Origin of the sequence: Mesorhizobium japonicum MAFF 303099 (genome assembly GCF_000009625.1) — a bacterium.
In the GTDB taxonomy this organism is placed as follows: Bacteria; Pseudomonadota; Alphaproteobacteria; order Rhizobiales; family Rhizobiaceae; genus Mesorhizobium; species Mesorhizobium japonicum.
The window spans coordinates 2,688,776-2,714,947 of record NC_002678.2 but is presented as its reverse complement, the minus strand read 5'-3'; the positions used below and the strand labels follow the sequence as shown (position 1 = coordinate 2,714,947).

Sequence of the window (26,172 nt, the reverse complement as noted above, 5' to 3'; positions counted from 1 at the left end):
GCAATCCAAGACGGCAGGCTCCGTGCGGCCTCAGCGTTCTTCGGAGGTGCCGTTGACGGTGCGCAAATGGCTGGGCGCCGTGCCGACGATCCGCTTGAACGCCCGGCTGAACGAAGCCTCGGACTCGTAGCCCAGTCTGGCGGCCACCACGGATACCCGCATCCGGTCTTCGATCAGCCACTGCCGCGCCTGGTGCATGCGCAGCCGGGCGACATATCGCGCCGGCGTTTCGCCGACGATTGTCGTGAACCGTTCGGCGAAGGCCGAGCGCGAGGCACCCATTTCGCGGGCGAGGGCTTCGACGGTCCAGTTCCGATCGGGCTGGCGATGAATGGCCGCCAGCACGCGGCCGACGTCGCGATCCTTGATCGCCGCGGTCCAGCCGGTGGTGCCGTCGCCACCGTTCTCCACCCATGAACGGATAATGCTTGCGGCCAATACGTCGGCCAGCCGCGCCAGTATGCCGCCCGAGCCGGCGCGATTGCCGGTCACCTCGCTGGCCATGGCTTCCAGAAGGTGCGGAATGCCCGGTTCGTCCGCCATCAAGTCGCGGGCGCGCATCATGTCCGGCATCATGGCGAGCACAGGATGCGATCCGCCCAGATTGAAGTGCATGCTGCCGCAAAACAGCAGGGTTTTCGCGCCGTGGCCGCCGTTCGAGACGGCGTAGACATTGTCCTGCAAAGGCTCGATGCTGTAGCTTTCGATCGGCACGGCATGGACGTCCGGCGCACTGGCAAGGATGTGCTCGGCGCCACGCGGCAACAGCAGCGCATCGCCGGCTTTCAGCTCCAGCCATTGCCGGGATGGCGAAAACAGCCAGCATCGGTGCCGGCCGATGAAGTGGAAACGCGCCGCCTGCTGGGCTGGAAAGAGCACCGCCCACGGCTCGCCAAGTTCGCAGCGGCCATAGTCGACGCCATCAAGCCGCAATCCTCGCAGCATGTCGGTCAGCGGACCGCCTGAAGCCGGCGAAACACTCTCGGATGATGTGAAATCCATGCCCGGGTTCTAGCGTGGAATCGCCAGTCCGTCACGGCCGAGATACGCTACCCGGCCTGGCGGATGTCAGCCTGCTCCTCGGCGCGCAGATGGCTGGGTGCCGAACCGATGACGCGCTTGAAGGCACGGCTGAAGGCGGCGTCCGATTCATAGCCGAGCCGGGCGGCAACGACCGAGATCTTCATGCGGTCGCGGACCAGCCATTGCCGCGCCAGATGCATCCTGACCTGGGTGACATATTTTGCCGGCGTTTCGCCGACAATGGTGGCAAAGCGCTCGGCAAAGCCCGAACGTGAGGCGCCCATCATCCTGGCCAGCGACTCGACCGTCCAGTCGTGGTCCGGTTCGAGATGGATGGCGGCCAGCACGCGGCCGATGTCACGGTCCCGGACCGCAGCGATCCAGCCGGAGGAATCGCCGCAGCCACGCTCGACCCATGAGCGGATGACGGTGGCGGCGACCACATCGGCCAGCCGCGCCAGGATGCCGCCGGAGCCGACGCGCTCCATCGTCACTTCGCGCGCCATAGATTCCAGCAGGTGCGGGATGCCCGGCTCATGGGCTTCCAGCTCATGCGAGCGCATCACGTCCGGCATCATGCCGAGCAGCGGATGCAGGCCGTCGATGTTGAAATACATCGCGGCGCAGAACAGCAGCGTTCCCGGCTGGCAATTCTTGTCGCACATCTCCGCGTTCGACGTGCAGTAGACGTCCTTGCAGACTTCCTCGAGCTCGTAGCCATGGATCGGCCAGGCTTTCGCCCCGGGTTCGCTGGCCAGTACATGGGCCTCGCCGCGCGGCAGCAGCACCGCATCGCCGGCATTGAGCTCAACCCATTCGCCGGAGGGCTGCTTCAGCCAGCAGCCCTTGCGGCCGATGAAGTGAAACCGCGCCCCTGGCTGAGCCGGAAACTGGATGCCCCAAGGCTCTTTCATCTCGCAGCGGCCATACTCGACGCCATCGAGGCGCAGGCCGCGCAATATGTCCGTCAGCGGGTCGCCCGTGATTGGAATTTTGGACGAATGGTCAAGCATAATGGGTTTTCTAGCATGGAAACTCCAGGGCGTCACTTCCTATGTTGCACTGCAGCCAAATGTTGCGCCGCAAACAAATCGCAGACCGGCCATGGCCAAGCCGTGACGGCAAGGCATGGAACGGGTGGAAGCCCCGGGCGGTCGTTCCCTATGTGGCGCTGCAAACAGATCGGAGACTGACCATGGCCGAACCCGCAACGGGCGTGATCGACGCCAGACTTCTGAACCCCGCAGACACCGATGAACGAACCGAGCCGGCCTGGGGCGCCGTGGTTTCGCTGGCACTTGGCGTTTTCGGTCTCGTGACCGCCGAATTCCTGCCCGCCAGCCTGCTGACACCGATGGCGCGCGATCTCGGCGTCACCGAGGGCGTGGCAGGACAAGCGGTGACGGCAACCGCCATCGTCGGCGCCATTGCCGCGCCCACCATGGCGATCATCACAAGGCGCATGGACCGCAGGCTGGTGATGTGGATGCTGACCTCGTTCCTCATCCTGTCCAACCTTCTCGCCACCTTTGCTGCGTCGCTGCCCATGCTTCTGTTGGCCCGCGTCGTGCTCGGCGTGGCGCTCGGCGGCTTCTGGGCAATGTCGGCGGCCATGGCGCTGCGGCTGGTGCCGATGCGGCTGATGCCGCGCGCCATGTCGATCATCCTGACCGGCGTTTCGCTGGCCACGGTCACCGCCGCCCCTCTCGGCGCCTATGTCGGTGACATCTGGGGCTGGCGCACGGCGTTCATGATTGCGACCATCGTCGGTGCCCTGGCGCTGCTGGTGCAATTGGCCACCATTCCGAAGCTGCCGCCGATGGGTGTCGCGAGCTTCCTCACCTTGCTTGATGTTTTGAAGCGGCCGTCGATCCGGGTGGCTCTGCTGGTCGTGCTGCTGGTCGCGTCGGGGCATTTTGCCGGCTTCACCTATGTGCGCCCCTTCCTCGAAAAGGTGCCGGTGCTCCACATCGAGACAATCTCATTGGTGCTTCTGGCCTATGGCATTGGCGGTTTCTTCGGCAATATCGCCGGCGGCTTCCTGGCCGAACGCAACCTCAAGATAGCCGTGGCGCTGGCGCCCCTGCTGATCGCCCTGGCGGCCGCCTCGATGCTGATCTTCGGTCCCTCGCCGACGATTGCCGCGGCCGCCGTCACCGCCTGGGGCTTTGCCTTCGGCGCGGTGCCGGTCGGGCTGCAGAGCTGGCTGGTGCGGGCGGCACCCGACCAGGCTGAAAGCGCCGGCGGCTTGATGGTGGCGACCTTCCAGGTGGCGATTGCGCTGGGCGCCGTCTTCGGCGGTCTGCTGGTCGATCATGCCGGCGTGGCCAGCGCCTTCGCCTATTGCGGCATCGCAACGCTGCTGGCGGCCATCGTGGTGTTCCTGCGCGGCCCGAAGCAAGCCGAATAAGCTCTCATCACCGACCTATCCGGCGGCCCGAGAACCATCATGGTTTTCGGGCCGCTGCCGTCGTCATGGCGGCAACGAAGCGGTTGAGGCTGTCCTCGACGTAGACGGCGACTTCGATCGTCGGATCGAAACTCCACCAAAGCAACGATCCCTGCCAATGCGACGCCATCAGCAGGCCGATATCCTGCGGCGGGCTGGGCGTTCCGACAAAACAAGCCGCGAGCGCATTGCACAGGGCTGTCTTCCAGGCGGCACCGCGCGTCCTGAGCATGGGGTCACGCAGATCCTCGCGCAGGACGAGCAGGCCCTCGGCATAGGATTCGATGCCGCCATAGCCTTGCGACAGTGCGACCAGCAATTCGATCGCGCCAGCCGGAGTTTTGGGAACAGCGGCCGCCAGCGTCCTGGTCTTGTCGTCAAGACCGTCCCAGGCGTGCAGCAAGGTGCGCTGCTTCAACCGCGCCTTGTTCCCGAAGCGCTGCACCAGGGTTGCGCCGGAGAGGCCACAGGCTTTTGCGAGGCGCTCGAAGGTGAGCGCTTCCGGGCCATGCTCGTGGATCAATCGCAATGCAGCTTCCAGCACCTGTTCGTCGGGCTGGGTTTTGGGTCGGGTCATCTTGACATCCTGACATAACCGAATGATCATTTATATATGATGCGCGCGGCGCAAGCCAGCTCGGATTTCATCGATGGTGCCGTTCTTGGGAGAGTTCAATGACGTTGCAAGGAAAAGTTGCCCTGGTCGCCGGCGGCACAAGGGGTGCCGGACGCGGCATAGCGGTCGAGCTCGGCGCTGCCGGCGCCACAGTCTATGTCACGGGGCGGAGCACGCGTGCCCAGCAATCCGAATATGCCCGGCCGGAAACAATCGAGGAGACGGCGGAACTGGTCACAGCGAACGGTGGCAGCGGCATCGCCGTCCAGGCCGATCATCTCGTGGCCGATGATGTGCGCGGGCTGATCGAGCGCATCCGCAAGGAACAGGGCCGCCTCGACATACTGGTCAACGACATCTGGGGCGGTGAAAAGCTGTTCGAATGGGACAAGCCGGTCTGGGAGCACAATCTGGACAATGGCTTGCGTATGCTGCGTCTGGCCATCGACACACATCTGATCACCGCACACCATGCGCTGCCGCTGATGATCGAGCAGCCGGGCGGACTGCTGGTGGAAGTCACCGACGGCACCGCTGAATACAATGCCGAGCACTACCGCCTGTCGCCCTTCTATGACCTTGCCAAGGTCGCGGTGAACCGGATGGCATGGGCTCACGCCAAGGATCTTGCGAAGCACGGCGCCACCTCCGTCTCTTTGACGCCAGGCTGGCTGCGGTCGGAGATGATGCTGGAGGCCTTTGGCGTGCGCGAGGTGAATTGGCGCGATGCCACGGCAAAGGTGCCGCATTTCATTATTTCGGAGACACCGCGCTTCATCGGCCGTGCCGTTGCTGCGTTGGCGGCGGACACGGACCGCTCGCGCTGGAACGGGCAGTCGCTGTCCAGCGGCGGCCTGGCGCAGGTCTACGGCTTTACCGATCTCGACGGCTCGCGGCCCGATGCCTGGCGCTATGTGCCGGAGGTTCAGGACGCCGGCAAACCCGCCGACGCAACGGGGTATCGATAGAGCAATCGGGAATCGCCTCAGGCCGAGCGCCCGTCGAAGTCGAAGATCGACAGAGTGGATGGGTCGATGTCGGCGACGCAGTTGAGGTTGACATAGGCGCTGCGCTCACCACCTTCCCGGACATCCTCGGCGAAAGGATGGATGCCGCAGGTGCGGCAGAAGCGGTGCGCCATGGCGTGGTTGCCGAATGTATAGGTGCCGAGATCGTCGCCCCAGGCCAGGACCGTCAGGTCCTCGTGCGGGATGGCGCACAAGAGCGCGCCCTTGCGTGAGCAGATCGAACAATTGCAACGCACGGCGCCCGTCAGTTCCGCCTTGAATTGGAAGGCGACCTTGCCGCAGTGGCAGCTGCCTTTGTACAGCATCAGTATCTTCCTATCGCTGGCAGGTGCAAAGGCACGCTGGCCGGGTTATCCCTTCCGCAAGCCTATCGACCGCTTGCCTAAAAGACGTTGCATCCTGGCGGAGTCCGACATCGACATGCAATCCATCCGCGACCGTCTCGAAATCATCCTGTCACGTCTTGCCAATCGTGCGGCCGACGAAAAGGTCTTCACCAAGCTCTATATCGAGGCCGCGCGGGCCGCGGCTGACGCCAGCGACGCCCGCAACCGAGCCGGGGTGACGCTCGGACCGCTCGACGGCGTCATCGTCTCGATAAAGGATCTGTTCGACGTCGCCAGCGAAGTGACCACGGCCGGCTCGCTGATGCGCAAGACAGCCGCACCGGCTATGCGCGATGCCGCTATCGTCAGCCGGCTTCGGCAAGCCGGCGCGGTCATCATCGGCAAGACCAACATGACAGAATTCGCCTTCACGGCGATCGGCGACAACATGCATTACGGCACGCCCGGCAACGCCATCGATGCCAGCCGTATTCCCGGCGGTTCGTCCTCAGGCGCCGGCGTTTCCGTCGGTGAGGGGACGAGCGACATCTCCATCGGATCCGATACCGGTGGCTCGATCCGCATTCCGGCATCGCTCAATAGTGTCGTCGGTTTCAAGCCGACGGCGCGGCGGGTGCCGCTGATCGGCGCCTTTCCGCTATCTGGCACTTTGGACTCGATCGGGCCGCTTGCCCGAACCGTCGCGCAATGTGCCGCCACAGACGCGGTGATGGCCGGCGAGGCGCCGGCCGAACTGGCGGCCATATCGCTCGCGGGACTTCGAGTCGGTGTGCCGCGTGGTGTTCTTTTTGGCGACACGGAAGGTGAAGTTGCCGCGGCGTTCGAGCATTGTCTCGGCAAGATCGAACAGGCCGGCGCGCGCATGGCCGATCTGGTAATCGACGACATGATCGCAGAGTTCAGGACCGCCACCAAGCGTGGCTCGATCGCTGCCATGGAAGGGGCCGAAGTGCATGCCGACTGGCTGGCGACAGGGGCATCGGTGCCGGTCGACCCGCATGTCAGCGGGCCTTTGTCGCGGGCGGCAATGCTGCCGGTGCCCGTCTATATCAGGGTCCTGCGCCGCCGCAGCGCTCTCATTGCCGCCATGGACGACCGGTTGGCGTCGGTCGATGTGCTGGCCCTGCCGACCACGCCGGTGACGGCGCCGACCATCGTTTCCCTGGCCGAGGATGCCGAACTGCGTGACCATGTCGAAGGCCTGCTGCTGCGCAACACGCAGGTGGCCAACCAGTTCGACCTCTGCGCGATCTCGCTGCCGATGCCCGACATGGCGCTGCCGGCCGGACTGATGCTGGTGGCGCGCAACGGCCATGACCGGCGTCTGCTGCGGATAGCCGCCGAAGTGGAACGGCTGCTTGGTGGCTGACCAGTCGTGAATCGCAATCGCGGATCAGGGCGATGAACAGTGCTTGCGTTCGCTGTCCTTGGCGGTGCGTACGATACGGGTCGCGACCAGCCATGGCAGGCTATAGTCCTTGCCTGTGATGCTCTGGGTACGCTGCTCGATCGAGCCCCTGACGACGATCTTGCCGCTGTAGAGCACGTCGGACTGGTCCGTTATCGCTTTGTCGGCCTGCGGCAGTTGGCTGGCGTCGATCGACACGCCCTTGACGATCTTGCCGGTGGCAAGGTCGAGCGCGCTGTTCGACGGGCAGGGAGCCTTGAAGCAGCGCAGCCCATTGTCGCAATAGACATAGCTGCTCTGAGCCGCGGCGAATGCCGGCAAGGGGCCGATCGACGAGGTTGCGGCAATCAGGAAGGCGAGGCGAAAACTGGACATGGCTGCAACGTCGCGGAGAATTGGGGCGAAACCGCGATTGCTATAGGTCGAGCGGAAAGCGCTGCCGGTAGTGATCGACCGCTTCCGGATTGCGCAGATTGACCGGCAGCTTGCCCGCCAGCACCAGAAGGGCTTCGCCCACCGCGCCGACGCCCATGCGCATCATCGATTCCTCGGTAATGCCCGCCATATGCGGGGTGATGATGACGTTGTCGAAGCCGAAATAGGGATGATTGTACGACAGCGGCTGTGTCGAAAACACATCGAGCGCCGCACCGCCGATGCGACCTTCTCGCAAGGCCTCGATCAGGGCGTCGTCATCGACGACCGGCCCACGCGAAACGTTGATCAAAAGCGCATTGGGTTTCATGCGGGCGATGCGCTCGCGGCTGATCAGGCCGCGCGTCTCCGGCGTCAGCGGACAGCAGAGCACGATGATGTCGCTCTGCTCGACCAGCGCGTCGATCGACAGAAAGCCGACTTTTTCGGGTGCCGGCTGCATGCTGCGCGTCGTTGCCACTACCTTCAGGTCGAAGCCGTGCGCGGCGATATGGCCGACAGCCTGGCCGACGGCGCCGAGACCGACAATGCCGATTGTCTTGCCCGCGAGCTCGATGTTGGCGTTGGCGTGCTCGCGTCCGGCAAGCCAGCCTTTGGCACGCAGGTCGCGGTCGACCCTGCGGAATTGCCGCAGCAGCGCAAGTGCGGTGAACATCACATGTTCCGCCACCGAACGGGCGTTGACCGCCGGCACGTTGGCCACCAGCACTCCGGCGGCGGTCGCCGCCTCCATCGGGATCATGTCGAGCCCGGCGCCATGGCGGATGGCCGCCCGTAGCTTCCAGGCGCCCTCGAACAGCGCCGGCGGCAGGGGCGCGCGGACGATGACGATGTCAGCGTTCTTGGCCTCCCCGGTCAAGGTGGCAGGATCGAGCGCCGATGCGATGACGAGCTGGCCGGCGCCGGCCAGCTTGGCCGAGGCGCGCGGATGCAGCGGATGGGTCGACAGGATCTTGGGCACGGTCCGGGCCACGCTCAGGCCTGTTCGAGCGCCGAGTTCGCGGGCGCAGCCGCATTCCCGCCCTCGATCAGGCCCTTCCAATAGCTCTCCGCCCCTTGCAGGTGGGCGCTCATCAGCGCCTGGGCGAGATTGCCGTCACGGCGCAGCAGCGCCTCGTAGATCTGCACATGCTCGGCATGCGAACGCACGCTGCGTTCGGGATCGTTGAAATAGATCGGCAGGCGCTGTTCGCCCATCAGATAGTAGACGCTGCAGATGTTGTGGAAAACGCTGTTCTTGGTGGCGCGCACAATCTCCAGGTGGAACTCGCGGTCCTCCTTGGCCAGACCTTCGCCGGCAGCGATGCGTTCCTCGGAAGCCTTGAGGATCTCGCGCAACCGCTCGAAATTCTCCTCGGTGGCGCGCGAGCAGGCAAGTTCGGCGGCCTTGATCTCGTGGATCTTGCGCAACTCGACCGTCTCGTAGATCTGCAAGGGATCGAGCGGCAGGCCGGCGCGCGCGAACAGCGCCAGCGCCTCGACGCTCGCCTGCTTGGTGTCGATGTAGATGCCGGATTTGGCGCGCCGCTCGACGATGCGCATGGCTTCGAGGATGGCCAGCGCCTCGCGGATCTGGCCGCGGCTGACGGCGAAATGCTCCGCCAGCTCACGTTCGGATGGGGTGCGGCCGCTCTCCTTGTCCGAGTGGGAGAACAGATAGGCTGCGAGTTCCGCGAGAAGGTTCTTTTCTTTCATCGTCAATTGCGTTGCGCGTGCGCCTCCAGGAATCGCTCAGAAACGGTGAATCCCAATCCGGGCTTTTCCGGGATCGCTATCATACCGTCCTGTGCTTCGACAGTCTCTTCGATCAGATCGTGGATCATCGGGTTGGCGCCGAGTGAATATTCGACGGTGAAACTCGATGGCGAGGCGGCGCAGACATGCAGCCCGGCGAAGAAGCAGGGTGCGCCGGCCCATAGATGCGGCGCAAAGCGCAGATTGAAGGCGCTGGCGATGGTGCCGATCTTCATCGCTTCGCTGATGCCGCCGCAAAAGGCGGGATCGGGCTGGAAGATGTCGGCGGCCTTGAGCACGGCAAGATCGCGGAAGGCATAGCGCGTCGCCTCGCTTTCGCCGGTGGCGATCGGCACGGCGCCGGAGGCGCGCACTTCCGCCATGCCCGGCTTGTCGTCGGCGATCACCGGTTCCTCGAACCAGGCCAGATCGAGGTCGTTGACGAGGTGGATGAAGCGCTTGGCTTCCGCCACCGTATAGGTGCCGTGAGCGTCCACCATCAGCTCTACATCGGGGCCAAGCGCCTGGCGCGCGGCGCGGACACGGGCAGCGGAGACGTGCGCCGCGCCATCCATGGCGCCGACCCGCATCTTCAGCGCCTTGAAGCCGCCCCGGGCGATGTAGGATTTCAACTGCTCGCCGATGGCATCGGCGGACGCCCAGCCGCCCGAGGCGTAGGCCTGCATGCGGTCGATCTTGCGGCCGCCGAGCAGCCGCCACACCGGCTGGCCGAGCGACTTGCCCAGGATATCCCAAAGCGCGATGTCGACGGCGCTGATGGCGGCGATGCTCATGCCGCGGCGCGCCAGTTGCGGCATGGCGTGGCCAGCGCGGGCGGCACTGTCATGGCGCACGCCATTGTAGAGCATTTCCCAGATGATGCCGACATCGGCCGGATCGCGGCCGATCAGTTGCGGCCCGACCTCCTGGTTCAGCAGGTGGACGAGGGCGCCGTAGCTGCCCGCGCTGCCGGCTGCGTTCTTGCCTTCACCCCAGCCGACCAGTCCGTCATCGGTTTCGATGCGCAGGATGGCAGCGTCGAAGGTCGTCACCTGACCGAAGTCGCTGCGGTGCTGCCGAGCGGCTTCGATCGGGATGCGGACCCACCAGGCTTGGACGGTCTTGATACGCATGTCTTTCCCCAGCCCCGCCGCCGGTCAGGGCGAAAGGGCAAATTCCCAACAGTCGTCGACTACTTGATCAGAGGCAGCAGCGTTTCGGCGGTGATGCGCATCTGGTCGGTGTAGAATTTCTCGGTCAGCACGCTGGAGCCGTGGTCCTGGATGAACTTCAGCTGCTCAGGCGAGATATCGACCGGGTGGCGCTCGACCATTTCGGGGTAGGGCGCCGCCGGCGTGCGGTCGACCGGGGCGACGAATTCATTGGTCAGCGCGCCGTCATAGCCGACCTCCTTCAAGGTGGCGACGATCTTCGGCCAGTCGATCTGGCCGAGGCCGGCGGCGAAGCGGTTGTTGTCGGCGACATGGAAATCGAACAGGCGCTTTCCGACCTTACGGATGGCGTCGTAGACGTTAAATTCCTCCATATGGATGTGGTAGGCGTCGAGGCAGACGCCGCATTCGGGGCTGACCGCGTCGGCCAGCGCCAGCGCCTGGGCGCCGCGATTGAACAGATAGGTCTCGAAGCGGTTGAGCGGCTCGACGGCGATCTTGACGCCGACCTTCTTGGCATGGGTGAAGCATTCGCGGGTCGCGTCGACCACCCATTTCCATTCCTCTTCCTCCGTGCCGTCCGGCACCACCTTGCCGACCGTCGCGGGGACGAGCGTGATGATTTCGCCATCGAGCTCGCTGACCATGGTCAGCACGTCCTTGACATATTGCACCGAGCGCTCGCGCTGGCCCTGGTTCTTGGCGGCAAGGTTGCGTTCGCCCAGCATCAAGGTCACCGCGCCCCAGCAGCGAATGCCATGCTCCTTCAACAGCGCCCGTGTCTCCTTCGTCTTGTACTGCTCGGGCTCGCCGGAAATCTCGATCGACTCATAGCCGAACTTCTTAATGCGCTTGAGCGTCGTCTCCAACGGTTCCGCCCGCATCCAGTTGTGCGTCGAAAGATGCATGGTCTGTCCTTCCCAAATTCGTCCGTATCGTTTGCCTTCGACATGCGTCGCCGAAAGACGACGCAAAGGTTCCTCCCCAAGGCATCCCCAGCCTTTTTTCTGCAAACTGGTTCGACCAATTGGGCCTGAAGTGAGGTCTACAGCAAATTGCCTGGAACGGCAAGAAGCGCGGATGCGCAACTTTCCGTGCGAATTATTCCATTGATTATATTGTGATATATGCCGATGCTTCGGACATCCGGAGATCTCGGCCGATGCATTGTCAGGCTTGACCAAATTCCCTTATTTGGTAATACCAGAATGGCAGTGCCTGCAAAGCGCCCGATGCGAAAAGACCAAAATGGCTGGCCCTGCTTCCAATCGGCGCTATGCTTGGTCGCGACACAATGAGGGAGGATGCCGATGCCGACGACAATGAAGGGCCCTGGACTGTTTCTGGCGCAGTTCGCGGGTGACGCAGCGCCGTTCAATTCGCTGGCCGCGATCACCAAATGGGCCGCCGGTCTCGGCTATAAAGGCGTGCAGATCCCGACCTGGGACGCGCGCCTGTTCGACCTCGAGAAAGCGGCGTCTTCCAAGACCTATTGCGACGAGGTGAAGGGCATTTGCGCCGATGCCGGCGTCGAGATCACCGAATTGTCGACGCATCTGCAGGGACAGTTGGTGGCGGTGCATCCGGCCTATGACGCGCAGTTCGACGGCTTCGCGCCGGCCTCGGTCCACAACAATCCCAAGGCGCGTCAGAAATGGGCGGTCGAACAGATGAAGTTCGGCGCCAAGGCCTCGAAGAATCTCGGCCTCAAGGCTTCGGTGTCCTTCTCCGGTGCGCTGGCCTTCCCCTACCTCTACCCCTGGCCGCAGCGGCCGGCCGGTCTGATCGAAGAGGCCTTCGCCGAACTCGGCAAGCGCTGGAAGCCGATCCTCGACGTCTATGAGGACAATGGAGTCGATGTCGGCTACGAAATCCATCCCGGCGAGGACGTGTTCGACGGCGCCACCTTCGAGATGTTCCTCGACGCTGTGGGCGGCCACAAGCGCTGCAACATCAACTACGACCCGTCGCACTTCCTGCTGCAGCAGCTCGACTATCTCGAATTCATCGACATCTACCACGAGCGCATCAAGGCCTTCCACGTCAAGGACGCCGAGTTCAACCCGACCGGCCGGCAAGGCGTCTATTCCGGCTATCAGAGCTGGACGAACCGCGCAGGACGCTTCCGCTCGCTCGGCGACGGGCAGGTGGATTTCGGCGGCATCTTCTCCAAGCTGACGCAGTACAATTATGATTCCTGGGCGGTGCTGGAATGGGAGTGCTGCCTGAAGCACCCCGAGGATGGAGCAGCCGAAGGGGCGCCTTTCATCCAGCACCACATCATCCGTGTGACGGAGAAGGCATTCGACGACTTTGCCGGCGGCGCGACGGACAAGAAAGTGCTGCGCGCGATGATGGGAATTTGACAGGGCTTTCCCTCCCCTTCAGGGGAGGAGCATCCAAGACACGAGGGAGAAAACATGGTCGGCGCATCGAAATCGGAAACGGGAGGCGGCCCGATCCGCTATGGTATGGTCGGCGGCGGGCAAGGCGCCTTCATCGGCGCGGTGCACCGCATCGCGGCGCGCCTGGACAATGAGTTCGTGCTGGTGGCTGGTGCGCTTTCGGCGAACCCCGAGCGCGCCAAGGCTTCAGCCGCCGAACTCGGGCTCGATCCGGACCGTAGCTACGCTTCCTATGCCGAGATGGCCAAGGCCGAGGCCAAGCGCCCCGACGGCATCGAGGCGGTGGCCATCGTCACGCCCAACAATGTCCATGTGCCGGCTGCCAAGGCCTTCCTCGAGTCCGGCATCCACGTGATCTGCGACAAGCCGCTGGCGACGACACTGGCCGAGGCAAAAAAGCTCGCGGCGATCGTCGAGAAGACCGGCAAGGTGTTCGTGCTCACCCATAACTACACCGCCTATCCGATGGTGCGGCAGGCGCGCGAAATGGTAGCCAAGGGTATACTTGGCGACATCCGCATCGTGCAGTCGGAATATCCGCAGGACTGGCTGACCGAGGATCTCGCAGCCACCGGCCAGAAGCAGGCCTCATGGCGAGGCGATCCCAAGCAGGCGGGCGCCGGCGGCGCGCTGGGCGACATCGGCACCCATGCCTACAATCTCGCCCGCTTCGTCTCCGGGCTGGAGCTGGATTCGCTGTCGGCCGATCTCGATGCCTTCGTGCCGGGGCGGCTGCTCGACGACAATGTCAACGTCATGCTGCGCTTCAAGCCCACCGGCAAGACGCATCCGGCCAAGGGCATGATCTGGGCCAGCCAGGTGGCGCCGGGCCACGAGAACGGGCTGAAGCTGCGCATCTATGGCTCGAAGGGCGGGCTGGAATGGGTGCAGGCCGATCCGAACTATCTCTGGTACACGCCGTTCGGCCAGCCCAAGCAGTTGATCACCCGCAACGGCGCCGGCGCGCTGCCGGTGGCGGGCCGTGTCAGCCGCGTGCCGTCAGGCCATCCCGAGGGCTATCTCGAAGGCTTCGCCAACATCTATCAGGAGGCCGCACGCGCCATTCGTGCGGCGCGCAAGAAGGGTGGCAAGCCGGCAAGGGACGTCATCTTCCCGACCATCCAGGATGGCGTCGAAGGCATGGCCTTCATCGAAGCCTGCGTGAAATCGTCGAAGAAGAATGGAGCGTGGACCAAGCTCTAAAACAAAAATGATCCGGGGGGATCAAACGGGGGGGGAGGGCCGTCGATGAAAATCGGCATGTGCATGTTTTTGTGGACGACGGCGGTGTCGAAGAAGCATGAGCCATTGCTTCGCGACATCAAGGCGACGGGCTTCGACGGTGTCGAAATACCGATCTTCGCCGGCATGCCGGACGATTATAAAAAGCTCGGCGACCTGCTCGATCGCATCGGGCTGGAGCGGACCGCGGTCTCGGCGATGGGCGATCCCACGATGAACCTGATCTCGGCCGATGCGGGAACGCGCAAGGCCGGTATCGCTTACATGAAATGGGCTGTTGATTGTGCCGATGCGCTTGGCGCCAGAACGCTCAGCGGACCGCTGCACTCGACGCTCGGCGCCTTTTCCGGCAGCGGGCCGACACCCGCCGAGAAGAACCGTTCCATCGCCTCGCAGCGCGCCATCGGCGACCATGCCGGCACGCGCAACGTGACCATCGGGCTGGAGGCGCTGAACCGCTTCGAATGTTATCTTTTCAACACGATGGCGGACCTGTCGGAGCACATCGATGCCGTCGGCCGACCGCACATCAAGGCGATGTACGACACCTTTCATGCCAATATCGAGGAGGCCGACCCGATCGGCGCCTATACTAAGCATCGCCGGAATGTCGTGCACATCCACATATCAGAGAACGATCGCGGCGTGCCGGGACGCGGCAACATCCCGTGGAAAGAGACGTTCGCGGCGATCCGCAAGAGCGGCTATGACGACTGGCTGACTATCGAGGCGTTCGGGCGGTCGCTGAAGGATCTGGCGGCGGCGACCAAGGTTTGGCGCGATTTTTCCGAAACGCCGGAAGCGGTTTATCGCGAGGGGTATAAGCATATCAGGAATGGGTGGAAGAAGGCGGCTTAGGCTCCTCTCTTCGTCATCCACGGGCGGAGCGGGAGCGAAGCGGACGCGGAGACCCGAGGATCCATGCCGCGACATTCGAGCGCCGCAGCGGTGCTGACAGGGATGCGAATGGAGGCCTTTTTTGCACCGTTGCATTCTAGCCCAGACGTCACGGAATGGATCCTCGGGTCTGCGCCGCGTCGCTTCGCTCCTTGCTCCGCCCGTGGATGACGAAGGCGCGGTGAGCCGCTGTCGATCCTGGAGCGGAGTGCATCACCCCTGCTCGGCCTGGATCCTGTTGTAGTCGTGAATCGTCCGGCTCAGCCGGCGGCGCAGGAAGTTCGAGATGTTGTCGAAGATGAAGACGACCAGCAGGATCAGCAGCACCATGTAGAAGACGTTGGCCCAGTTGGAATTGGTGCGCATCGCTTCCCACAGTTTCAGGCCGATGCCGCCGGCGCCGACGGCGCCGATGATGGTGGCGCCGCGGGTGTTGGATTCCCACTGGTAGAGCGTCTGGCTGATGAAGACCGGGATGACTTCCGGCATGACGCCATAGCGCTGCACCAGGAGGCCGTTGGCGCCGGTCGACAGCACACCTTCGCGCGGCTTGTCGTCGATGTTCTCCAGCGCCTCGGAGTAGGTTTTGCCGAGCGTACCGATCTCGGTGAAGAAGATCGCGGCACTGCCCGCAAGCGGACCGGGGCCAAAGGCGCGGGTGAAGAACAGCGCCCAGATCAGCATGTCGACCGAGCGCATGAAGTCGAAGAAGCGTTTCAGGACCTGGCTGAGCACGCCGCTCGGCGTGATGTTGCGGGCGGAGAAAAAAGGCAAGCGGGAAGGCGACGATGCCGCCAAGCAGCGTGCCCAGGAACGCCATGACGATGGTCTGCAGCAGCTTTGTCCAGACGTCGCCGTGCTGCCACTGAGCGTTGTTCCAGATGTTGTCGCCGGCCAGCGCCAGGTTCGAGGTGCCCGGCTTCAGTTCGGGCCCGGACACGATCAGCGAGATCACCTCTCCCGCCGATTTGCCGAAGAAGGGCGAGCGTGTGTCGAAGACGAAATTCGCCCAGCCGAGGAAACGCTTGCGCACTTTGACGCGATCGGCGGTTACGCGCACCTCACCGACAAAACCCATCTTGGCGACCACCTCGTCGTCATGCGCGGTGATCCAGTCCGGCACCGGGCCTGATATCAACGGCTTGCCGCTTGTCAGCGAAACCGGCACGGTCTGGCCGTTGGCTACGATCGTTGCCTGCGCCTTGTCGAAGGTGACGGATTTTGCCGGACCATCGATCAGCACGGTGAAGGTGCCGTCCGGGTTTCTGATCACCCAGTCGGGGTTCGGGTTCTCGCCAAGCGCGGAAAAGCGGGGGTATTTTGGCGTGATCTCAGGCTGGTCGAGGCGGAATTCCGGCTGCAGGTCGTAGCTGATCCATTGTGTCAGGAACAGCGGCAGACGTTCCCAGTGCGATTCCCGCAGCACCTGCGGCAGGCTGAAGAACCACAGGACATAGATGAGATAGGTCAGGATGCCGACGAACAGGAACAGCGGAGCGAAGCGTTTGTACAGCGGCCGCCGGAACACTTGCGGATAGCGCTCCTCGATCGACAATACCTCTTCGGCGGTCAAGGTCGCCATGGTTCACGCTCCCATCATAAAGGCCTGCTCGCCGACCAGCTTGCGGCGCAGCCAGGCGGAGAACTGGTCGATGATGAAGATGGTCGTGAACAAGAGCAGCACCAGCGCCAGCGTCTTGGCGCCGAAGCCACGCGAGATGGAGAGCTTCAATTCCTCGCCGATGCCGCCGCCGCCGACGGCGCCGATGATGGTCGAGGCGCGGACATTGATCTCGACGCGCAGCAGTGTGTAGGACATGAAATTGGGCAGCACCTGCGGCAGGTCGGCGAAGCGCACGCGCTCGAACCAATTGGCTCCGACCGCGCGCAGGCCTTCCTCCGCACGCATGTCAATGTTCTCGTTGATCTCGTAGAACAGCTTGCCGAGCGCGCCGATCGAATGCAGGCCGATGGCGATGATGGCGGCGATCGGGCCGATGGAGACGATGGCCGCGAACAGGCCGGCAATGACGATCTCGGGGAAGGCGCGCAGCAGTTCCATGAAGCGCTTGACCACCAGCCGCAGCGCCGGATGGGGCGTCAGGTTGCGTGCGGCGATGAAGGAAAACGGCACGGCGAAGATGAAACCGACGAAGGTCGAGACCAGGGCCACATTGACCGTCGTGATCATCAGCTCGAAATATTCGGGGATGTAGAAACCGCCCCAGACATAGATCCGGCCGAGCGGGAAATTGTATTCCTGGGTTCCGGTGTCATGCGGCGAGGCAATGTCGAACAGTGCCCGCCAGACGTCGTTCCAGTCCTTGGGGACCAGCCAGCTCAGAAAATCCAGGATATGCGGCAGCCTGTCGAAGAAGTGCCCGGCATTTGCTTCGTCGGCGAACCACATGCTGGCGAGCATCGCGGCGAGCAGCAGACCGACGCCGAGCACGGTATAGAACCGGCGCAGCGACGTCTGGCGTCGCCAGGCATCGGCCATCGGGTGGGTGGCGCCAGAAGAGGCCGTCAATGAGGGGGCTGTCACGGAAAGGGTCATGATCGGAGATGCAAAAAGGGCGGTGCTTCAGCACCGCCCTTTCCGATTTCGCCGTTAGCCGCCGATGGCTGCCTTACGGGCTTCGACGATGACTTTGTAGAAGTCTGGCTTCACCGGAACGTAGCCGGTGAAATCGCCACCTTCGACGCCCTCGAAGCAAGCCTTGTCCTTCTTCGGCAGCTCGGTGAAGAAGGCGGCGAGCTTGGCGGTCATCTGGTCGCCGAGCGCGGTGCGCACGACCAGCGGGCCGTTCGGGATCAGGCCCGAGCGCCAGACTTCGACGAAGTCGTTCGGGTCGACGGCGCCCTTGGCGACGACCTTGTGGAAGGTGCCGGAGGTGAAGCCGTTCTTGAAGTCGCCGATGCCGGATGAATCGTCGACCGCGACATCGACCTTGCCGTCGCGCACGGCCAGGATGTTGTTCTCATGGCCGCCATTGAACTGGGTCGAGGCGAAGAAGGCTTCGTTCGAGGCGCCAGTGGTCTTCGGAATCTGGGTCAGCGGGATCAGGTAGCCGGAGGTCGAATCCGGGTCAGCATAGCCGAGCTTCTTGCCCTTGGCCGACTTGATGTCGGTGATGCCCGAGGTCTTCAGAGCCAGGCCGATCGAATAATAGCCGGTGGAACCGTCGGTCTGCTTGGTGGTGAGGATCGGGGTTACCGCCTTCGGGTCCTTGAGATAGACGCTGGCATAGCCGGAGGCGCCGAGTTCGGCGAAGTCGAGCGTGCCGCCGAGCAGGCCCTGGATGACGCCGTCATAGTCGGCGGCGGGGAACAGCGAGACCTTCTCGAAGCCGAATTCGGCCTTCAGATGGTCGGCCAGGCACTGGTAGTTGCGCAGCCGGTCGGTCTCGTTTTCACCGCCCAGAATGCCGACGCGGAATTCCTTCATGTCGGCGGCGTGGGCCATGCTGGTCGCCATGGCGAGCACCGAAACGGCGCTGAAAACCATCTTCCTGAACATTTGATGTCTCTCCTGTAAGTTCCGGCCCCGCGCCGGCAGCGTTCTTGATCTTGACAAGTGCCCTTGACGCGGGCGGACGATCCAGTGCGCTCAGTATCCCGGAAATGCGGGTTCGAGCGGTCCGGCGGATGCTGCAATCTTCGGCTTGAAGGCAACGCTGGTGGAGGTGATGGCCTCCGATATCTCTGCGCCACTGCTGTCGGCGCCATAGACGAGGCGCACGGCCTCACGGTTGAGCTCTTCCGGCGGGCCGTCGAAGACGACCTTGCCGGCGGCCATGCCGATGATGCGGTTGCAATAGGTGCGTGCGGTATCCAGCGTGTGCAGATTGGTGACGACGGTGATGCCCTCGCGCAGATTGATGTCCTGCAGCGAATCCATCACCACCTTGGCGTTGAGCGGGTCGAGCGAGGCGATCGGCTCGTCGGCGAGGATCACCTTGGGCTGCTGCATCAGGGCGCGGGCGATGGCGACGCGCTGCTGCTGTCCGCCGGACAAGGTGCCGGCGGGTTGAAGCGCTGTGCGGGCTATGTCGAGCCGCTCGAGCGCGGCGACTGCCTCCGCGCATTCGGCGCGCGAGAACATGCCGAGAAGGTTGGACAGGGTCGAACGGTGGTTCAACTTGCCAAGCAGCACGTTGGTCAGCACGTCGAGGCGCGGCACCAGGTTGAACTGCTGGAAGATCATGGCGCAGTCGCGCTGCCAGCGCCGCAGCGGCGAGCCGCGCAACCGGGAGACCTCGGCGCCGTCAAAAAAAATCGACCCCTGGCTGGGGTCGACAAGACGGTTGATCATGCGAAGAAGGGTCGATTTGCCAGCGCCCGAACGGCCGATGACGCCAACCATCTGACCCTGCGGGATCGAGATGTTGATGTCGCTGACGGCGGTGTTCTTGCCAAATCGTCGGCTGACGCCGCGGATTTCGAGTGTGGCAGAGCTTGACATGAGCAGGTTCCAGTCCGGACCTTATTGATCATCAGGCTCTCGCCTAGCGCAGCCACATGAACCTGCCGTGTCGCCAGCATGTCAGTTTTGTTACGCTCCACAGGCGCGACGGCTGAAGCGCGTCGCGCGGAAACGAATTCATGCGACGCGCTTCGGGTCTTTGTTTTATGCATGTCGTTCTCCCAAGACCGGGGCCGCTTTCGGGCGACATGCATTGGTGCCTGGCCGTCGATCAGCCGAGCACCAGCAATTCCTCGAAATGCTTCATGTCGCGGAAAGCGCAGAAGGAGGGCGCCTTGATCTCGATTATCGGTGCCTGCCTTGCGAAAAGCGCCAGGCAATCGTCGAATAGAGCCTGCCACGCTGCCGCACGGTCATCCGCAAGGCGCTGGATCTGATAGGCGAAGGTGATGTGGAAGACGTAGGCGTCATGATCGGGGTGCCGGTAGCCGAACGGCACCGCCAGCGCATCGCGCCATTGACGCATGATGCGCACATCCTCGTCGGTTGCACCTGCCACGGTGAGACCGGTCGGCACGACCTCGACCACCTTGATGTTGAACGGGCCGAAGCCCTCGAAGCCCTTCAGGCGCTCCAGATAGAGCCGGGTCATGGCGTCGATGCTGGTGTCTAGCGGCACGTCCTGCGGCCAGTAGGGCAAGCGGCGACGATATTCGATGATGCCCTGGAACAGCGTCATATGCAGGCTGGAAACAGGGGTGAAAGCCAGACGGTCGGCATCGGGCATGGCGAGCATCCGCTCACGGATCTCCAGGACCACGGCTTCGGAGGGCGAGCCGCTGACGAGATGGCTGACAACCGTGTTGCCGGGCTCGGTCAGGAAATTACCTGAGATGTCGTAGCGCGTGCCGAGATGCGCCGGGGTGGCCGGGTTGGAGCCGGCAAAGAATCCGGCGAGCGAGGGTTTGACGGTGTCGAGCATGGCGATCTCCTTGGGGGAGATGGCGTCCTGTCCGAGTCCTGTGTCAGGGATATGAACGGGCCCCCCCTGATTACGATGATGTGAGGAACTATCCCCCGTATTTCTCCAGGAATGCCTCTGCCGACAGCTCGCGAAAATCCTCGAGCGACGCGCGCAGCCGCGCGTGGTCCCAGTCCCACCAGGCAAGCACCTGGTAGCGTTCGGCGGTGCGGCGGTCGAAGCGCTCGCGGATCGGTTTGGCCGGTACGCCGGCGACGATGGTGTAGGGCGCGACATCCTTCGAGACGACCGCTCCGGCACCAACCGCCGCGCCATCGCCGACAGTGACTCCCGGCAGGACGGTCGAGCCGTGACCGAGCCAGGTGTCGTGGCCGATGGTGACGCGCTTGGCGCGGCGCTGGGCGAAGAATTCGCTCTCGTGCTCGGCGTCGTCCCAATAGTCCGAGGCGCGGTAGGTGAAGTGGTGCAGCGTCGGCCGCCAGGTCGGGTGGTTGGTGGCGTTGAGGCGCACCGAGGCGGCAATGTTTGCAAACTTGCCGATTGTCGCGCACCAGACAGAGCAATCCTGCATCATGTAGGAATAGTCGCCGAGTTCGCTTTCCGAAACCCGGCTGCGGTCGGCGATCTCGGTCCAGCGGCCGAGCGTCGAATTGTGCACCTCCGCCGTCGGGTGGACCAGCGGCGTCTCTGACAATTTCCTGGTCATGCGGCGAGTTTTCCTGGAGCAAAAGCGGTGACGTCGATGATGCGGTCGGCTACCGCCTCGCGCACATCATGATCGTGGAAGATGCCGAGCAAGGCGACGCCCGCCGCCTTCTTGGCGGCGATGAGTTCTATCACCACGTCGCGGTTGGTGGCGTCGAGCGAGGCGGTTGGCTCGTCGAGCAGCAGGATAGGGTGCTCGGTGATGAAGCCGCGCGCGATGTTGACGCGCTGCTGCTCGCCGCCGGAGAAGGTCGCCGGCGGCAGCGCCCAGAGTTTTTCCGGCAGGTTAAGCTGCGCCAGCAGCGCGCGTGCCTTGCCGCGTGCAACCTCGCGCTCCTCGCCGCGCTCGACCAGCGGTTCGGCGACGACGTCGAGCGCCGAGACGCGCGGCACCGTGCGCAGGAACTGGCTGACATAGCCGATCGTTTGCCGGCGAACGGCAAGCACGGTGCGCGGGCTGGCATTGGCAAGATCGATCAGTCCGTCCTCGTGCCTGACGATGATCTGGCCCTCGTCGACGGCATAGTTGCCGTAAAGCATCTTCAGGATCGAGCTCTTGCCGGCGCCGGACGGGCCGCCGAGCACGGTGCATTCTCCCGCCTTGATCGAGAACGAGACAGCGGCGACGACAGGCAGTTTGATGCCATCGCGCAGATGCATGGTGAAGCTCTTGGCGACGTCGGAAACAACGAGCGGGGTTGGCATCGTTACACCTGCAAAATGGAAGAAACGAGAAGCTGCGTATAGGGCGCGCGCGGGTCGTCGAGCACGCGGTCGGTGAGGCCGCTTTCGACGACGCGGCCGTCCTTCATCACCATCATGCGCTGCGACAGCAGGCGCGCCACGGCGAGATCATGAGTGACGACGATGGCCGCGAGACCGAGATCGGTGACCAGTCCACGCAGCAGGTCGAGCAGGCGTGCCTGCACCGAGACGTCGAGGCCGCCGGTCGGCTCGTCCATGAACACCAGCCGTGGGCCGGTGACGAGGTTGCGGGCGATCTGCAGGCGCTGGCGCATGCCACCGGAAAAGGCACGTGGCTCGTCGTCGATACGGTCTTGCTCGATCTCGACGCGCGACAGCCAGTCGACGGCCGTGGCGCGGATCTTGCCGTAGTGGCGGTCGCCGACCGCCATCAGCCGCTCGCCGACATTGGCGCCGGCCGACACCGTCATGCGCAAGCCATCGGCAGGGTTCTGGTGGACAAAGCCCCAGTCGGTCCGCATCAGGAAGCGGCGCTCGGCCTCGCTCATGCGGTACAGCTCGCGGAACTGGCCGTCGCGCATGCGGTAGCCGGCGGTGCCGGAGGAGGGCAAGAGCCGCGTCGACAGGCAGTTGAGCAGCGTCGTCTTGCCGGAACCGGATTCGCCAACGACAGCCAGGACTTCGCCCGGCCACAGGTCGAAGGAGACGTTGTCGCAGCCGACGCGCGAACCGTAGAATTTGGAGAGCGCCGAGACGCGCAACAGCGGTTCGTCGGTCATTGTGCCGGCTCCATTTTTTCGGAGCCAAGGTGGGTTTCCGGGGCAAGATGGCCGCGATGGCCCTCTTCGCGCCGCTTCTCGCAATGGTCGGTGTCGGAACAGACGAACATGTGGCCGCCATGGTCGTCGAGGATGACCTCGTCGAGATAGACATTCTCGGCCGCGCACAGCGCGCAGGGCTGGTCGAAGGTCTGCACCTCGAACGGATGATCCTCGAAATCGAGGCTGACGACATCGGTGAAGGGCGGCACCGCGTAGATGCGCTTTTCGCGGCCGGCGCCGAACAGCTGCAGCGCCGGCGAGCGGTGCATCTTGGGATTGTCGAATTTCGGCGTCGGCGAGGGGTCCATCACATAGCGGCCCTCGACCTTGACCGGATAGGCATAGGTGGTGGCGATGCGGCCGTGCTTGGCGATGTCCTCATAGAGCTTCACATGCATGAGGCCATACTCCTCAAGCGCATGCATCTTGCGCGTCTCGGTCTCGCGTGGTTCGAGGAAGCGCAGCGGCTCGGGGATCGGCACCTGGTAGACCAGCACCTGGCCCGCGGTCAGCGGATGTTCGGGGATGCGGTGGCGGGTCTGGATGATGGTGGCGCTGGCGGTATTGGTGGTGACAGCGACATTGGCGACCTTCTTGAAGAAGGCGCGGATCGATACCGCGTTGGTGGTGTCGTCGGCGCCCTGGTCGATGACCTTCAGCACATCGTCGGGACCGATGATCGAGGCTGTGACCTGGACGCCGCCAGTGCCCCAGCCATAGGGCATCGGCATTTCGCGCGAGGCGAACGGCACCTGGTATCCAGGAATGGCGATGCCCTTGAGGATCGCCCGGCGGATCATCCTTTTGGTCTGCTCGTCGAGATAGGCGAAGTTGTAGGTGGCGATGTCGGTCATGGCGATCACATCCACATTGTGGTATCGAATTGGCGTCCAGGACGCGGAAACAGGGGCGAATTCAGATGAACTCGACCGGATGGATGCATCTCGGAATTGTGCTGGCGGTGTTCGCCGGCGTCGTTCTCTTTTTCCTTCGGCGCATGGTTTTTCCCGCTCCCAAAGAGGGCTCTCAAGGTGAATCCATGGGCGTCGGAGGTGGCGGCTACTCCGGGTATGATAGCTATGGCGGTCATTCCCACGACGGTGGCGGCCACGGGGGCGGGCACTAAGTTCATTGCGCAGCCTCCAACCCCTTGGCTTTGCGCGCCAGCCGCTCGGTGAGCGTGCCGGTATGCAGTTCGAACATGTGATTGTCGTCGTCGTAGAAATAGATCGAGCGGCCTTCCCCCTCGACGCGTGGGCGCGGCGGGCGCATGTCGAGGCCTAGCTTGCCGACGCGCTCGGCATAGCGGTCGAAATCGGCGTCATCGATCTTGAAGGCGATGTGGTTGTAGCTGCGCTCGGCCAGCTTCTCGCCTTGCATGATGGCGACCCAGATGTCGCCGATCAGGAAGAATTTTTCGCGCGACAGCGAGAACTGCTCGGTGTCGCTGGCATAGACCTCGCGCGCGTCGAAGACGCCCTCGAGTATCCTTGTCATTCGCTCGAGGTCGCGAACGATGAAGGTCATGTGGGACAGGCCTTCGATCATTCCGCGGCCTCCCGCTTTTCTTCCACCCTGGTGGGGTTTTCACGGGCCTCATATTCGGCGCGCATGCGGCGCACGAGGTCCAGCTCGGCCTGGAAGTCGACATAGTGCGGCAGCTTCAGATGCTCGACGAAACCGGTCGCCTGGACATTATCGGAATGTGAGATGACGAACTCCTCATCCTGGGCGGCGGCGACAATGTCCTCGCCGAGCTCGGAGGCGCGCAGCGCCCGGTCGCAGAGCGCCATGGCCATCGCCTTGCGCTCGCTCTGGCCGAAGACGAGGCCGTAGCCGCGGGTGAACTGCGGCGGCGCCTTGGCCGAGCCCTTGAACTGGTTGACCATCTGGCATTCGGTGACCCGCACCGTGCCGAGGGGGGCTGCGAAGGGCAGTTCGGGGACATCGAGTTCCAGCTCGACCTCGCCAATGCGGATTTCGCCGACAAAGGGATGGTTGCGGGCATAGCCGCGCTGGGTTGAATAGCCGAGCGCCAGGAGAAAACCCTCATCGCCACGCGACAGCGCCTGCAGGCGGATGTCGCGCGCCATCGGGAATTCCAGCGGCTCGCGGGTGATGTCGCCGGGCACATGGTCCTGCGGCATCTCGCCATCCGGTTCGATCAGGCCTTCGCGGGCGAGGATCGCCGAGACACGCGGCATGGCCTGCGCTTCCGTCTCGCGCCGCAAGGGTGCGGCGACGTTGGCGCCAGCGGCAAGCTCGGGGTCGAGCAGCCGGTGCGTGTAGTCGAAGGTCGGGCCGAGCAACTGGCCGCCGGGCAGGTCCTTGTAGGTTGCCGAGACGCGTCGCTCTACCAGCATGGCGCCGGTGTCGATCGGCTTGCTGTAGCCGAAGCGGGGCAGCGTGGTGCGATAGGCGCGTACCAGGAAGATCGCCTCGATCATGTCGCCACGCGCCTGGACGATGGCGAGTGCGGCGAGCTCCCGGTCATAGAGCGAGCCTTCGCTCATCACCCGGTCGACGCCGAGCGCCAGCTGCTCGACGATCTGGTCGAGGCGCAGGGCCGGCACCGAACGGTCGCCGCGCCGGCGGTCGGCAAGCAGGCTGTGGGCGTTGGCAATAGCGGCTTCGCCGCCTTTTACCGCGACATACATCCTATGCCTCCATCGTCTTGATGCGCGTGGTGCGCGGCAGGCAGGCTATGCCTTCAGCGGTGGCGAGGATGATGTCGACGCCGCGCGGAAAGCGCTGGATATTCTGCTTCCACTGCTCGATGAAATGACGTGGCATCTGTGCCGGCGCGATCGCGGCGCTGGTTTCGATGCCGGGGCCCTCCAGCAGCAACGGAGTGCCTGAAACGAGGTCGCTGACTTGCAGGATCAGGGTGGTCGACCTGTCGGGATAATCCTGCGTTCCCTGCGCAAAGCCGTCGAGCGCCATCATCTCGGCCGGCGTGGCGACAAAGGCGAAATGCGCGTCGGCAGGCGTGTTGGCGAGCGGCGCGCCCGTGTGGAAGCCAAGCCAGGAGCCGATCACGGCGGAGGTGTGCAGGGCCGGGTCGAGCCAAAGCGGCGTGTCGTTGTCGCACAGCGCCAGTGCCACGGCGCCAGCGGTTGCCGAGAGCGGCGCGGGCGGACGGGCAAGAGCCGGCAGAGGCTGCACGCTGCCTGGCCGCGCCATCGCGTCCATGACCGCGCGAAACACTGTCTGGGCGTCGAAGACCGGATCGGCAAAGCCGCCCTCGATCGATTGCGCTGCGATGTCCATCAGTCTTCTCCGCGAACCATGGTTAAGAAATCCACCTTCGTTGCCGCCGTCTCGGCACGGCGTTTTTCCTGGGCAGTGGCGATCGCCGACCTCAAAGGCGCGATCAGCCTGGTCTCGACCTCGGCGCGGCGGGCAGGGTCCTGCCAGAGCGCGTCGGCTATCGCCGCCAGCTTCGCCTTCTGCTTGTCGCGGCCAAGCGCGTAGCAATGGCCGACCTGTCCGGATGGCAACCGGACGGTGGCGCGGGTGACGGTCGCCTCGCCGATATTGAACGGCGCGCCGCCGCCGCCGATGCGGCCGCGCAGCGTCACCAGCCCGGTCTCGGGGCCGCGCAGCAGCTCGGCTTGCGACGGCAGGCCGGCCTCGTTCCAGAGCCGGACGATGTCGTCGCCGCTCGATTGCGCCAGCGTCGCCATGGCGGCCTTGCGTTCGGCCTGGTCGCGGGCTTCCTGTCCTCGCATCAGCAGCATTCCTCTTTGCTAAATTTGTCTATTGATATAGACAATT

28 protein-coding genes and 1 pseudogene are annotated in these 26,172 nt (G+C 63.9%); 6 read left to right on the top strand and 23 right to left on the bottom strand.

Annotation, left to right across the window (positions count from 1 at the left end; genetic code table 11):
- Positions 1 to 30: 30 nt before the first annotated feature.
- Positions 31 to 1,002, bottom strand: a complete 972-nt coding sequence (locus MAFF_RS14255; protein WP_010911626.1) for an AraC family transcriptional regulator — start codon at positions 1,000 to 1,002, stop codon at positions 31 to 33.
- A gap of 47 nt (positions 1,003 to 1,049) precedes the next feature.
- A complete protein-coding gene (locus MAFF_RS14250; RefSeq protein WP_010911625.1) occupies positions 1,050 to 2,036 on the bottom strand; it encodes an AraC family transcriptional regulator in 987 nt (328 codons plus the stop codon).
- A gap of 182 nt (positions 2,037 to 2,218) precedes the next feature.
- On the opposite strand from MAFF_RS14250, the gene MAFF_RS14245 reads away from it, so the two are divergent.
- Entirely contained in the window at positions 2,219 to 3,433 is a 1,215-nt protein-coding gene (locus tag MAFF_RS14245) for an MFS transporter (RefSeq protein ID WP_010911624.1), read from the top strand.
- Between the two features lie 37 nt (positions 3,434 to 3,470).
- Here MAFF_RS14245 and MAFF_RS14240 read toward each other — a convergent pair whose 3' ends face one another.
- Complete coding sequence (locus MAFF_RS14240; RefSeq protein ID WP_244420789.1) at positions 3,471 to 4,049, bottom strand: TetR/AcrR family transcriptional regulator; 579 nt, start codon at positions 4,047 to 4,049, stop codon at positions 3,471 to 3,473.
- A 98-nt stretch (positions 4,050 to 4,147) separates the two neighbouring features.
- Between MAFF_RS14240 and MAFF_RS14235 the strand changes: the two genes are divergently transcribed.
- Positions 4,148 to 5,056 (top strand): SDR family oxidoreductase, encoded by a 909-nt coding sequence (locus tag MAFF_RS14235; RefSeq protein WP_010911622.1) that lies wholly within the window; start codon positions 4,148 to 4,150, stop codon positions 5,054 to 5,056.
- A gap of 17 nt (positions 5,057 to 5,073) precedes the next feature.
- On the opposite strand, the gene MAFF_RS14230 is transcribed toward MAFF_RS14235, so the two are convergent.
- Positions 5,074 to 5,421, bottom strand: a complete 348-nt coding sequence (locus MAFF_RS14230) for a GFA family protein (RefSeq protein ID WP_044548336.1) — start codon at positions 5,419 to 5,421, stop codon at positions 5,074 to 5,076.
- Positions 5,422 to 5,536: 115 nt separating this feature from the next.
- On the opposite strand from MAFF_RS14230, the gene MAFF_RS14225 reads away from it, so the two are divergent.
- On the top strand, positions 5,537 to 6,832 hold the full coding sequence (locus MAFF_RS14225) for an amidase (RefSeq protein ID WP_010911620.1): 1,296 nt from the start codon (positions 5,537 to 5,539) through the stop codon (positions 6,830 to 6,832).
- A gap of 24 nt (positions 6,833 to 6,856) precedes the next feature.
- On the opposite strand, the gene MAFF_RS14220 is transcribed toward MAFF_RS14225, so the two are convergent.
- Genes MAFF_RS14220 through MAFF_RS14200 form a run of 5 tightly spaced genes read right to left on the bottom strand, consistent with a single transcriptional unit; the run spans position 6,857 to position 11,120 of the window.
- On the bottom strand, positions 6,857 to 7,246 hold the full coding sequence (locus MAFF_RS14220) for a hypothetical protein (protein WP_010911619.1): 390 nt from the start codon (positions 7,244 to 7,246) through the stop codon (positions 6,857 to 6,859).
- Positions 7,247 to 7,286: 40 nt separating this feature from the next.
- Positions 7,287 to 8,279, bottom strand: a complete 993-nt coding sequence (locus MAFF_RS14215; protein ID WP_010911618.1) for a hydroxyacid dehydrogenase — start codon at positions 8,277 to 8,279, stop codon at positions 7,287 to 7,289.
- A 2-nt stretch (positions 8,280 to 8,281) separates the two neighbouring features.
- Positions 8,282 to 9,001 carry a FadR/GntR family transcriptional regulator gene (locus tag MAFF_RS14210; protein ID WP_010911617.1) on the bottom strand — a complete coding sequence of 240 codons (720 nt, stop codon included), beginning with the start codon at positions 8,999 to 9,001 and terminating at the stop codon, positions 8,282 to 8,284.
- 2 nt (positions 9,002 to 9,003) lie between these two features.
- Positions 9,004 to 10,173 carry a mandelate racemase/muconate lactonizing enzyme family protein gene (locus MAFF_RS14205; RefSeq protein ID WP_010911616.1) on the bottom strand — a complete coding sequence of 390 codons (1,170 nt, stop codon included), beginning with the start codon at positions 10,171 to 10,173 and terminating at the stop codon, positions 9,004 to 9,006.
- A 59-nt stretch (positions 10,174 to 10,232) separates the two neighbouring features.
- The gene (locus tag MAFF_RS14200; RefSeq protein ID WP_010911615.1) at positions 10,233 to 11,120 is read right to left on the bottom strand and encodes a sugar phosphate isomerase/epimerase family protein; all 888 of its coding nucleotides are present in this window, start codon (positions 11,118 to 11,120) and stop codon (positions 10,233 to 10,235) included.
- A 402-nt stretch (positions 11,121 to 11,522) separates the two neighbouring features.
- Here MAFF_RS14200 and MAFF_RS14195 point away from each other — a divergent pair, with 402 nt between their 5' ends.
- Genes MAFF_RS14195 through MAFF_RS14185 form a run of 3 tightly spaced genes read left to right on the top strand, consistent with a single transcriptional unit; the run spans position 11,523 to position 14,717 of the window.
- Positions 11,523 to 12,578, top strand: a complete 1,056-nt coding sequence (locus MAFF_RS14195; RefSeq protein WP_044550918.1) for a sugar phosphate isomerase/epimerase family protein — start codon at positions 11,523 to 11,525, stop codon at positions 12,576 to 12,578.
- 54 nt (positions 12,579 to 12,632) lie between these two features.
- A complete protein-coding gene (locus tag MAFF_RS14190) occupies positions 12,633 to 13,820 on the top strand; it encodes a Gfo/Idh/MocA family protein (protein ID WP_010911613.1) in 1,188 nt (395 codons plus the stop codon).
- 45 nt (positions 13,821 to 13,865) lie between these two features.
- On the top strand, positions 13,866 to 14,717 hold the full coding sequence (locus MAFF_RS14185) for a sugar phosphate isomerase/epimerase family protein (protein ID WP_010911612.1): 852 nt from the start codon (positions 13,866 to 13,868) through the stop codon (positions 14,715 to 14,717).
- 252 nt (positions 14,718 to 14,969) lie between these two features.
- Here the strand turns inward: MAFF_RS14185 and phnE (MAFF_RS14180) are convergent.
- From phnE (MAFF_RS14180) to phnG, 14 genes and pseudogenes are all read right to left on the bottom strand, one after another.
- Positions 14,970 to 16,338, bottom strand: a pseudogene (phnE, locus tag MAFF_RS14180) (phosphonate ABC transporter, permease protein PhnE).
- A gap of 3 nt (positions 16,339 to 16,341) precedes the next feature.
- Positions 16,342 to 17,313, bottom strand: a complete 972-nt coding sequence (gene phnE / locus MAFF_RS14175; RefSeq protein ID WP_010911609.1) for a phosphonate ABC transporter, permease protein PhnE — start codon at positions 17,311 to 17,313, stop codon at positions 16,342 to 16,344.
- 54 nt (positions 17,314 to 17,367) lie between these two features.
- Positions 17,368 to 18,276 (bottom strand): phosphonate ABC transporter substrate-binding protein, encoded by a 909-nt coding sequence (gene phnD / locus MAFF_RS14170; RefSeq protein ID WP_010911608.1) that lies wholly within the window; start codon positions 18,274 to 18,276, stop codon positions 17,368 to 17,370.
- Positions 18,277 to 18,366: 90 nt separating this feature from the next.
- Positions 18,367 to 19,221, bottom strand: coding sequence for a phosphonate ABC transporter ATP-binding protein (phnC, locus tag MAFF_RS14165; RefSeq protein ID WP_010911607.1), 855 nt, complete (start codon positions 19,219 to 19,221; stop codon positions 18,367 to 18,369).
- A gap of 232 nt (positions 19,222 to 19,453) precedes the next feature.
- Positions 19,454 to 20,164 carry a DUF1868 domain-containing protein gene (locus tag MAFF_RS14160; protein ID WP_044548335.1) on the bottom strand — a complete coding sequence of 237 codons (711 nt, stop codon included), beginning with the start codon at positions 20,162 to 20,164 and terminating at the stop codon, positions 19,454 to 19,456.
- 88 nt (positions 20,165 to 20,252) lie between these two features.
- A complete protein-coding gene (locus MAFF_RS14155) occupies positions 20,253 to 20,870 on the bottom strand; it encodes a DapH/DapD/GlmU-related protein (RefSeq protein WP_010911605.1) in 618 nt (205 codons plus the stop codon).
- Complete coding sequence (gene phnL, locus MAFF_RS14150) at positions 20,867 to 21,574, bottom strand: phosphonate C-P lyase system protein PhnL (protein WP_010911604.1); 708 nt, start codon at positions 21,572 to 21,574, stop codon at positions 20,867 to 20,869. The genes MAFF_RS14155 and phnL overlap by 4 nt, the downstream gene beginning before the upstream one ends.
- A 2-nt stretch (positions 21,575 to 21,576) precedes the next feature.
- Entirely contained in the window at positions 21,577 to 22,353 is a 777-nt protein-coding gene (gene phnK / locus MAFF_RS14145; protein WP_010911603.1) for a phosphonate C-P lyase system protein PhnK, read from the bottom strand.
- The gene (locus MAFF_RS14140; RefSeq protein WP_010911602.1) at positions 22,350 to 23,249 is read right to left on the bottom strand and encodes an alpha-D-ribose 1-methylphosphonate 5-phosphate C-P-lyase PhnJ; all 900 of its coding nucleotides are present in this window, start codon (positions 23,247 to 23,249) and stop codon (positions 22,350 to 22,352) included. The genes phnK and MAFF_RS14140 overlap by 4 nt, the downstream gene beginning before the upstream one ends.
- Positions 23,250 to 23,254: 5 nt before the next feature.
- A complete protein-coding gene (locus MAFF_RS37690; RefSeq protein WP_080511859.1) occupies positions 23,255 to 23,527 on the bottom strand; it encodes a hypothetical protein in 273 nt (90 codons plus the stop codon).
- Positions 23,524 to 23,943 (bottom strand): FosX/FosE/FosI family fosfomycin resistance hydrolase, encoded by a 420-nt coding sequence (fosX, locus tag MAFF_RS14130; RefSeq protein WP_010911601.1) that lies wholly within the window; start codon positions 23,941 to 23,943, stop codon positions 23,524 to 23,526. The genes MAFF_RS37690 and fosX overlap by 4 nt, the downstream gene beginning before the upstream one ends.
- Positions 23,940 to 25,052 (bottom strand): carbon-phosphorus lyase complex subunit PhnI, encoded by a 1,113-nt coding sequence (locus MAFF_RS14125; RefSeq protein WP_010911600.1) that lies wholly within the window; start codon positions 25,050 to 25,052, stop codon positions 23,940 to 23,942. The genes fosX and MAFF_RS14125 overlap by 4 nt, the downstream gene beginning before the upstream one ends.
- 1 nt (position 25,053) lies before the next feature.
- Entirely contained in the window at positions 25,054 to 25,665 is a 612-nt protein-coding gene (phnH, locus tag MAFF_RS14120) for a phosphonate C-P lyase system protein PhnH (protein ID WP_010911599.1), read from the bottom strand.
- Positions 25,665 to 26,126 carry a phosphonate C-P lyase system protein PhnG gene (gene phnG / locus MAFF_RS14115; protein WP_010911598.1) on the bottom strand — a complete coding sequence of 154 codons (462 nt, stop codon included), beginning with the start codon at positions 26,124 to 26,126 and terminating at the stop codon, positions 25,665 to 25,667. Before phnG ends, phnH begins: the two co-directional genes overlap by 1 nt.
- Between the last annotated feature and the right edge of the window lie 46 nt (positions 26,127 to 26,172).